The organism is Actinosynnema sp. NPDC050801 (genome assembly GCF_040673975.1).
Lineage (GTDB): Bacteria > Actinomycetota > Actinomycetes > Mycobacteriales > Pseudonocardiaceae > Actinosynnema.
This window is the reverse complement of record NZ_JBFAQZ010000027.1, coordinates 76,721-86,257: the sequence shown is the minus strand read 5'-3', so window position 1 is coordinate 86,257 and position 9,537 is coordinate 76,721. Positions and strand designations below refer to the sequence as shown.

Below are 9,537 nucleotides of genomic sequence, written 5' to 3'. Positions count from 1 at the left end.
GAGTTGGACATCGAAGGATCCGGCTCGACCCAGGCCCAGCAATACCAGGGCGTCGTCCAAGCCTGCCTCGCCGTCACCCGCTGCACCGGCATCACCGTCTGGGGCATCCGCGACAGCGACTCGTGGCGCGCCTCCGGCACCCCACTCCTCTTCGACGGCTCCGGCAACAAGAAGCCCGCCTACACCTCCACCCTCAACGCCCTCAACGCCGCACCCACCACCGGCCCCACCACCACGACGACCACCCCGCCGAACAACGCCAACTGCGCCAACGGTTACGTGGCCCTGACCTACGACGACGGCCCGATCGCGGGCACGACCACCACGCTGCTCAACGCCCTGCGGTCGGCAGGCCTGCGGGCCACGTTCTTCAACCAGGGCAACAAGGTCACCGCCAACCAGGCGCTCGCGCGCAGCCAGCGCGACGCCGGCATGTGGGTGGAGAACCACAGCTGGTCGCACCCGCACATGACGCAGCTGAGCCAGGCCCAGATGCAGTCGGAGATCTCGCAGACCCAGCAGGCCATCCAGTCGGCGACGGGCGTCGCGCCCAAGCTGTTCCGCCCGCCCTACGGCGAGACGAACAGCACGCTGAAGGCGGTCGAGGCGCAGTTCGGCCTCACCGAGGTGCTGTGGAACGTCGACTCCCAGGACTGGAACGGCGCGAGCACCGCCCAGATCGTGCAGGCCGCGTCGACGCTGCAGAACGGCGGCGTGATCCTGATGCACGACGGCTACCAGACGACGATCAACGCCGTGCCGCAGATCGCCGCCAACCTGGCGAGCCGCGGCTTGTGCGCGGGCATGATCTCGCCGTCGACCGGTCGGGCGGTCGCACCGACGGACACCCCGCCGACCACCGGTCCGACGACCACGACCACCACGTCCCAGCCGGGCACCGGCGCCTGCACCGCGAGCTACCGCACGAGCCAGCAGTGGGGTGACCGGTTCAACGGCGAGGTGACGATCAGGGCCGGTTCGTCCGCGATCACCAGCTGGACCGCCACCGTCACGGTCACCTCGCCGCAGCGGGTGTCGTCGACCTGGAGCGGCACGCCGAGCTGGGACTCCAGCGGCACCGTGATGACCATGAAGCCCAGCGGCAACGGCAACCTCGCCGCTGGTGCGAGCACCACGTTCGGCTTCACCGTGATGGCCAACGGCCAGTGGGCCGCACCGACGGTCTCCTGCCGGACCCCGTGACGCGCGCCGGTGTGCCCCTCACAGCGAGGTGAGGGGCACACCGGCGGGCTTTCCCGTGAGTTCGCCCGGCCGTCGGTCGCGACGAATCCTGCTCAGGTCCGGGCGCGCACGTGGACCCGCACCTTGTCCGCTCACCACTCGCACGCAGGGCGTACCGCAGCCGAGTGGCGCGCTCGGGATTGGCGGCGGCGCCACCCGGGCGCGCCCACGACCTCCCCGAAGTAGGCTGCCCGCGCTCTCGCGGAAAAAAGTTCGGCGGGCTTGTCGATCCACGGCTCGGCCCGTTCGACCTAGGGGCGAGAGGGGCCCGAGAGGGGCCCGGACCACGCCAGGGAGACGAACCGATGAAGTACATGCTGATCATGCGCGCCAGCGACGAGGCCTTCGCGAGCATGGGGGAGATCGACTTCGACGAGATGCTGGAGACGATCGGGAAGTACAACGAGGAGCTGATCCGGGCCGGCGTGCTGGTCGCCGCGGAAGGGCTCGACGACGCCGCCGAGGGCGTGGTGGTGGACTACTCCTCCGAGCCGCCGGTGGTCACCGACGGCCCGTACGGCGAGACCAAGGAGCTGTTCAACGGGTTCTACATCCTGAACGTGGCGTCGAAGGAGGAGGCCGTCGAGTGGGCCAGGCGGTCCCCGATCAGCGGCCCCGGCTTCAAGACCGAGATCCGCCGGGTCACCACGATCGACGAGTTCCCGCAGGACAACGAGTGGATCCAGAAGGAGCGGGCGTGGCGGGAAGCGACCGGGCAGCTCTGAGCGGGTCGACCCGGACCGATCCCACCGGTCGCGGGGCCGTCGCCGCCGTCTGGCGGATCGAGTCGGCGCGGATCGTCGGTGCGCTCGCGCGCTACACCGGCGACTTCGCGCTGGCCGAGGACCTGGCGCAGGAGGCGCTGGCCGAGGCGCTCGTCACCTGGCCGCGCGACGGCGTGCCCCGCAACCCCGCGGCGTGGTTGCTCACCGTCGGCAGGCGGCGCGCGATCGACGCGTTCCGCCGGCGTTCCGCCCTGGACGAGAGGTACGCCGCCCTGGCGCACGAGCTGGGCGAGGGCGGCGCCGTCTCGGGCGGCGGACCCGCCGACCCCGCGCGGGACGGCGGCGACGTGCTGTGGGACCCGGACCGGATCGACGACGACGTGCTGGCGCTGATGTTCGTCTCCTGCCACCCCGTGCTGTCGCGGGAGGCGAGGGTGGCGTTGACGCTGCGCGTGGTCGGCGGTCTGACCAGCGACGAGATCGCGAAGGCGTGCCTGGTGCCGACGGCGACCGCGCAGGCACGGATCACGCGGGCGAAGAAGACGCTCGGCGCGGCCCGGGTGCCGTTCGCCGTGCCGACGGCCGAGGAGCGGACCACGCGGCTCGGTTCGGTGCTGAACGTGATCTACGTGATCTTCACCGAGGGATCGACGGCCAGCTCCGGTGACGACCTGATCCGGTTCGACCTCGCGGGCGAGGCGCAGCGCCTCGCCCGCGTGCTGGCCCGGCTGGTGCCTGACCAGCCCGAGGTGCACGGCCTGCTGGCGTTGCTCGAACTGACGGCGGCGCGCTTCCCCGCCCGCACCGGGCCGGACGGCGAGCCCGTGCTGCTGGAGCACCAGGACCGCCGCCGGTGGGACCTGGCCGCGATCCGCCGGGGGCGTGCGGCGCTGGCCCGGGCCGAGAAGGTCGGCCGCGGTCTGGGCGCCTACGGGCTGCAGGCCGCCATCGCCGAGTGCCACGCGGTCGCGCCATCGGTGCGGGAGACGGACTGGGAGCGCATCGTGCTGCTCTACGAGGCGCTCGGGCGGCTCGCGCCGTCGCCGGTGGTCGACCTCAACCGGGCCGTGGCGGTGTCGATGGCCCGCGGGCCGGCCGCGGCGCTGGTGATCGTGGACGGGCTGGCGGGTTCGGACGCGTTCGCGAACTCTTACCTGCTGCCCAGCGTGCGCGGGGAGCTGCTCGTCCGGTTGGGACGGGCCGAGGAGGCGCGCACCGAGCTGGAGCACGCCGTGCGGTTGTGCGGCAACGAGCGTGAACGGGCCGTGCTGGCGCGCAAGCTCGCCGACCTCAGGACATCCGGGTGAGGATCATCGTGTTCCACCAGTAGCCGAGCTGGTCGAGCCGGTCCGGGTCGAGCGCCGACGACGACCGCAGCAGGCCCGTGGTCGACGTGCCCGTGTCGACCCACCACAGCTGGCCGACGTTGTCGGCGACGAAGCAGGTCGTGTACTCGCCGGGCACCGGACCGCTGACGCTGCGGTAGTACAAGGCGTAGTGCGCGGGCCGGGTCAGGGGGCGGCAGCCGCCGTACTGGTCGTCCCTCGGGATCCCGTTGGCCCCGACCACGGCCAGGAAGTGCGCGTCCTGCGCCGCCCGGTCGGTGAACAGGTGGAACACGGCCTGGTCCGGGGGCGGGAAGCGGAAGTGCTCCTGGTTCGCCTTGGTGCACGTGACCGTGGCCACGACACCCGCGCCGCTCGACGGGGTCGGCGCGCAGGTCGGGTTGCCCCGGTAGACCTGCGGCAGCCGTCCGAGCAGGACGGTGGCTTGCTCGTCGACGGCGGCGGTCGTGGTCGTGCTCGTGCTCGTGCTCGAAGAGGTCGATGTGGTCGGGGACGTCGAGGTGGTGGGCGAGGTCGTGCTCGGCGTCCCGGTGGACGTGGTCCCGGTGGCCGAGCCCGAGAGCAGGCCCTTGCCCAGCAGGTCCATCGACCAGACCAGCACCACCGCCACGAGCACCACCGCCACCGCCCCGGCGGCGATCGGCGCGACCGGAGCCTTGCGACCGGGCGACGCCTTGGCGGGAGCCGGGGGACCTGCCATCGAGCGCGGGTTGGCCGCGGGAGCCGAGGTGATCAGAGGCGCCGGGTTGACCGTCCGGGCCGGCGTGGGCACGGGCGCGGGACCGATCGCGGGATTCGGATGGCTTCCGGGACCTGGGCCGACCCCCAGCTGCTGACCGACCGCCGGCAGCGGATCGACCGCGCGGCTCCGGCCGGTTGCCGGGTTCGAGCCGGCTATCGGGTTCGAGCCGGTTGCCGGGTTCGAGGCGGGTGCCGCCAGCGGGCGGGCCGGCGGCGCGGGCGCGGGTGGGGAGGATGCGGCGGTCAGCGCCTGTGCCGCGGCGGTCGCCAGTGCCCCGGCGGTCGGGAAGCGTCGGGCCGGGTCCTTGGCCATCCCGCGCCGGATCACGTCGTCCAACTCGCGCGGCACGGTGGGGTTGGCCGCCGAGGCGGCGGGCGGTGGCTGCTGGATGTGCGCCCAGAGCAGGGCCGCGGCGCTGTCCGCCTCGAACGGGCGGTTGCCGGTGACGCACGCGTGGAGCACGCAGGCCAGGGCGTAGACGTCCGCGCGGCCGTCCACGTGCCCGTCCCCGAACCGCTCGGGCGCCATGTAGTCCAGGGTCCCGATCACCGCGCCGGACGCGGTCAGGTGCGTCCCGGCGGGCAGCAGGCTGCGCGCGATGCCGAAGTCCACCAGGTACACGAAGTCGTCCGGGGTGACCAGGATGTTCGACGGCTTCACGTCCCGGTGCACCAGGTCGTCCGCGTGCGCGGCGTCGAGCGCCCCGGCGACCTGGGCGATGATCCGCACGGCCCGCGCCGGGTCCAGCGGACCCTCCTCGACGACCGCCGCCAGGTCCCGCCCCTCCACCAGCCGCATGTCCAGGTAGAGCCGGCCGTCGATCTCACCGAAGGCGTGGATCGGGATGACGTGGGGTTCACGCAACCGTGCCGCGATCCGCGACTCACGCCGGAACCGGGCGCGGAAGTCCTCGTCGTCGTTGTGCACGGCGGAGAGCCGCTTCAACGCCACCAGGCGGTCGTGCGCCGTGTCGTAGGCCCGGTGCACCTCGCCCATGCCCCCGCGCCCCACCAGCTCACCGACACGATAAGGCCCGAACGCCTCCGCCATGACTCCCCCGGTCCGCCACGCCACCACTGCAGGACCGACGCGGATCAAGGCCACAGGGTTCCACGAGCGCGCGGACCGGTGGCGGCCGGCTCAGGGTTTGCCCTTGCCCGCCTTGTCCTTCCCCTTCCCGGACTTGGCCGGGCCGGGCGCCGGTCTCTCGTTGCCCGCCGCCTGCTCCTCCGCGACGACCGCGGCGGTCGTGGTCGCCGCGCTGGTCGCGGCCTGCACGGAAGGGCTCGGCGTCGACGTCGCGGACGTGCCCTGGACGACGGCCGGCGTGGGGTTCTGGTCGGACGCGGCCGGGGCGGAACCGGACGACACCGCCCAGGCGATCCCGAGCGCGCCCACCAGCCCGGCGGCCGAGGCGACGAGCGCCTTCACCGGCGGTTCCCGGCGCGGACGCGGCACGGCGACGAGGGTCGGCTCGTCCTCGTCGACGGGCAGCTCACCGGTCCGCAGCACGTGGGCGCAGTCGCGGGCGGTCGGTCGGCGGCGGACCGACAGGGAGGTCATCAACGACAGCAGGCGCACCAGGTCGGCGGGGAGGTCGTCCGGCACGGTCGGCGGCCGGTGCAGCCGGGCGACCGCGGACTCGACGTCACCGCCGTGGTACTCACGGCGACCGGTCAGGCACTCCAGCAGCACCAACCCGAGCGAGTAGACGTCGGAGGGCGGGCCGATCTCGCGGCCGCGGACCTGTTCCGGCGACAGGTAGGCCGCCGTGCCCACCAGCTGGTCGGTGCGGGTGAACCGGGTGCTGCCGCCCAGGTGCGCCAGCCCGAAGTCGGCCAGGTAGGGCGTCCCGTCGCCGTCGAGCAGGATGTTGGACGGCTTCACGTCCCGGTGCACCACGTCCTGGTCGTGCACGTAGGCCAACGCGTCGGCCAACCGCGCGCCCAACGCCCGCACCTCCGCCACCGACAGCGGCCCGTCCGCGATCCGGGCGCGCAACGTGCCTCCCTCGACCAACCGCAGGACCACGAACGCGGTGCCGCCGCTGCTCCCCGCGTCGTACACGGAGACCAGTCCGGGATGCGACAGCCGGGCCAGCGTGCGCGCCTCGTTGTCGAAGCGCCGGCCCGCGTCGACGTCCGCGGTGGGATGGAACAGCTTCACCGCGACGGCCCGCTGCAACACGGTGTCCCACCCGTGCCGCACCTCGGCCATCCCGCCGACACCCAGCGTCCCGGCCAGCTCGTACCGGCCGGCCAACAGCTCGTCACTGACAGGAAGCGACACGCCACACCCTCCGGTCGGGGCTCCGGACACCATGAGGTGCCCCGTCCCCACCGACCACAAACCCGTGGCCGCCCGGAGGGTGCGGACGGCCGGCCGCCGGTTCGCCAGGCCGCGTTCCACCAGGTCGACCGTTCCACCGTGGTCGGGCCGGCGGGAAACGCGCTTCGCCGCCGACATCCCGGCGAGAGGCGCAGAGCGGGCAACTCCGGGGTCGGAGTCGATCGTGCGTGCGACAATCGCCGCCGTGCCGCCCTCGCGCGTCTTCATCTCCTCCACCTACGGCGACCTCTTGGACTACCGGCAGGCGGTCAGCGAGGCGATCAGGGGCTTGGACCTGCAGGCCGACGACATGCGGACGTGGCCCGCGGACGGTCGGGACACCGCGCTCCACTCGGTGGACCGGGTGCGGCAGTCGGACGTGTTCATCCTGCTCCTGGCCCACCGCTACGGCAGCGTGCCCGACGGCGGCGAGCACAGCGTGGTCGAACTGGAGTACCGGGCCGCACGCGACGCGGGCGTGCCCGTGCTGGCGTTCTTCGTGGACGAGCAGTTGCCCTGGCCGCCCCACGACATCGAGTGGGAGGCCGCGGAACGGCTGCGGCGGTTCAAGTCGCGCGTCGAGGCGCAGGTGACCCGCAAGCACTTCCGGACGCCGCAGGAACTCGCCTTCCAGGTGACCCAGTCCCTCGCGCACCTGCTGTCCCGCACGTCGGGCGTCGAGCGGGGGCCGAGGTTCGCGGGCACCGTCCGACCGGTGTCCACGCCGTCACGGCTGACCGTCGACCCGGACGTGCTGGTGTCCGTCGGCACGGCCGAGGACGACCTGCCGCTGGTGCTGGAGGTGTTCCGCAGCCGTGACCTGTACAAGCCGTTCCAGTACCTCCGCGACGCGGTGTCCGCACCCGACGGAACCGCACCGGACGACCTGCTGGAGTCGTTCCGCGAGTCGCTGACCGAGCACGCCACCAGGACGTGGGCGGCGCGCGACCTGCACCTCGTGCGCATGCGGGACGGTGAGCAGCGGCCTCTCTACGTCACCCCGTTCACCCTGACCGGCCCGTTCACCTCGGTGCTGTCGGGGTTCCTCGACGGTTCCCAGTCGGAGCCGAGGAGCGCGGTGGCGCCCCTCCAGCGGAACTCGGTGCGCTTCCTCGCGGCCCACGGCCGCTTCCTGGGGACCGACGAGTGGCCCCGCACCACCATCCAGCCCCACCGGGGCACCTTGTACCGGGGCACCGTGCAGCGGTTGAGCCGCTCGATCGGCCCCGCCCTGCAGTCCACCGGCGGGCGGAACCGCTTCCTGGCAGTCGACCCGGAGACCGGCACGACCCACTCGGTCGGCCGGAGCGGGAGCCACGTGGTCGAGTGGCGGCCGTTCTGGTGCGAGAGCGTCATCGGGTCGCTGCCGAACACCCGCCTGGTGCTGGACGGTGTCGACGAGTGCCCCGTGGACGAGGCTGAGCTGTTCCTGGTCGACCGACTGCACAAGCGCATCACCCGCTCGGACGGCAGCCTCGACGCGAGCACGGCCCTGCGCACGGACCGGATGTCGCTGATGGCGACGCTCGCCGACGTCGCCGACGAGGTGCACCGGCTGCACTCGCACGGTGTCGTGCACGGCGACATCAAGCCGGACAACGTGCTGCTGCTGAAGTCCGGCGTCACGTTGATCGACTCGTTCGACGTGGAGGCTGGCATCCCGGCGCCGGGGTGGACCCCGGACTGGTCGGCGCCCGAGCAGGTCCGGGGTGAGCAGGTCCACCCCGCCGCCGATGTCTACCCGCTGGCGGTGATGGCGGTGCAGGTCCTCGGCGGGGAGATCGTCGGCGAGGTGCGCAAGTACCGGACGCCCCGCGGCACGACCATGCCCGGCGAGGTCGACCTCTTCCACAGCCCGTCGCTGTACGTCGCCGACGGCCTGACCGGGGCGGGTCTGAGTGCGTGGCGCCAGTTGATCGAGCGGTCGTTGAGCTTCGACCCCGACCGACGGCCGTCCACGGCCGAGTTCGCCACCGGTCTGCGCGACCTGCTGGACCGGCACCCGGTACCCGGCACGGCCACCAGGGCGTCCACCGGGAAACTCATGGCGACCAGGATGATCGACGGCGCCGAAACCGTGGCCCGGGTCGTGTCGCACGCCGGACGAGGCTGAGGGGCCGGCGGACGCGAAGATTTCTCACCCGTTCGCCGGAAACGGTCGGGCGTTGCGCTGAGTAACTTTCACCTCACGGTCCCCTGCCATTGATCGACCCACGAAAGGTGGAAGATCATGAACCGTGCTGTGACAAGACTGCTCACCCTGGCGAGCGCGTTGGCGTTGTCGCTGATCACCGTCGCCCCGGCGGCACAGGCGGACGCACCCGGAACCTACTGGACACCGGACCGGATGCGCGCCGCCGTTCCACTGGACATCCGCACCGCCTCGCCCTTCGCACCGCGCGCCACCGTCCCGACCGGCGAGCCCACCACCATCGCGCCGATGGCCTTCCCCAACGGCGGCAGCGCGTGGACCGGCGGCGGCGCCGTCGTGGCGACCGCCGGTCGCGTGTTCTTCACCTACCAGGGCCGCAACGCCTCGTGCAGCGGCAACGCCGTCACCAGCGCGAACAAGAGCACGGTCATCACGGCCGGCCACTGCGTCAAGCTCGACGGCGCGTACCACACCAACGTGGCGTTCGTGCCGGCCTACGACAACGGGAACGCCCCCTACGGCACGTGGAACGCCCGTTCCACCCTGGCCACCCCGCAGTGGGACGCCAGTGAGGACATCAACTACGACATCGGCGCCATCGTCGTCGGCCAGCTGAACGGCCGCTCCCTCACCGACGTCGTCGGAGCGCAGGGCATCGCGTTCAACCTGCCGCGCGCCGACAACACCTACGCCTTCGGCTACCCCGCGGCCGCGCCGTACGACGGCACGAAGCTCATCTACTGCAGCGGGCGGACGTTCAACGCCTTCCTCAGCAACGGCATCGGCATGACGTGCAACATGACCGGCGGCTCCAGCGGCGGCCCGTGGTTCCGGGCGTTCTCCGAGGCCACCGGCACCGGCACGATCAACTCCGTGAACAGCTACAAGATCAACCTGTTCCCGAACTGGATGTTCGGCCCGTACTTCGGCGCCGACGCCCAGAACCTCTACACCAGGGCGCAGGCCGCCTGATCGACCAGGCCGCGGCGGCAGGTCGGGCGC

At 72.4% G+C, this 9,537-nt stretch carries 7 protein-coding genes and 1 pseudogene; 6 read left to right on the top strand and 2 right to left on the bottom strand.

Annotation, left to right across the window (positions count from 1 at the left end; all coding sequences use genetic code 11):
• The 4 genes and pseudogenes from AB0K14_RS36015 to AB0K14_RS36000 all read left to right on the top strand — a co-directional run.
• Nucleotides 1-213, top strand: a pseudogene (locus AB0K14_RS36015) (endo-1,4-beta-xylanase); the annotation flags it as partial.
• 66 nt (nt 214-279) lie between these two features.
• Entirely contained in the window at nt 280-1,203 is a 924-nt protein-coding gene (locus tag AB0K14_RS36010; RefSeq protein WP_360461217.1) for a polysaccharide deacetylase family protein, read from the top strand.
• 344 nt (nt 1,204-1,547) lie between these two features.
• Entirely contained in the window at nt 1,548-1,967 is a 420-nt protein-coding gene (locus AB0K14_RS36005; protein WP_360461074.1) for a YciI family protein, read from the top strand.
• Complete coding sequence (locus AB0K14_RS36000; protein ID WP_360461220.1) at nt 1,964-3,274, top strand: DUF6596 domain-containing protein; 1,311 nt, start codon at nt 1,964-1,966, stop codon at nt 3,272-3,274. The genes AB0K14_RS36005 and AB0K14_RS36000 overlap by 4 nt, the downstream gene beginning before the upstream one ends.
• Here AB0K14_RS36000 and AB0K14_RS35995 read toward each other — a convergent pair.
• Entirely contained in the window at nt 3,258-5,105 is a 1,848-nt protein-coding gene (locus AB0K14_RS35995; RefSeq protein ID WP_360461077.1) for a protein kinase, read from the bottom strand. The two genes, AB0K14_RS36000 and AB0K14_RS35995, sit on opposite strands and share 17 nt — an antisense overlap.
• Before the next feature lie 90 nt (nt 5,106-5,195).
• On the bottom strand, nt 5,196-6,344 hold the full coding sequence (locus tag AB0K14_RS35990) for a serine/threonine-protein kinase (protein WP_360461080.1): 1,149 nt from the start codon (nt 6,342-6,344) through the stop codon (nt 5,196-5,198).
• Nucleotides 6,345-6,567: 223 nt separating this feature from the next.
• Here AB0K14_RS35990 and AB0K14_RS35985 point away from each other — a divergent pair, with 223 nt between their 5' ends.
• On the top strand, nt 6,568-8,496 hold the full coding sequence (locus tag AB0K14_RS35985; protein ID WP_360461083.1) for a DUF4062 domain-containing protein: 1,929 nt from the start codon (nt 6,568-6,570) through the stop codon (nt 8,494-8,496).
• Nucleotides 8,497-8,613: 117 nt separating this feature from the next.
• Nucleotides 8,614-9,507 (top strand): peptidase, encoded by an 894-nt coding sequence (locus tag AB0K14_RS35980; protein WP_360461085.1) that lies wholly within the window; start codon nt 8,614-8,616, stop codon nt 9,505-9,507.
• Nucleotides 9,508-9,537 lie beyond the last annotated feature (30 nt).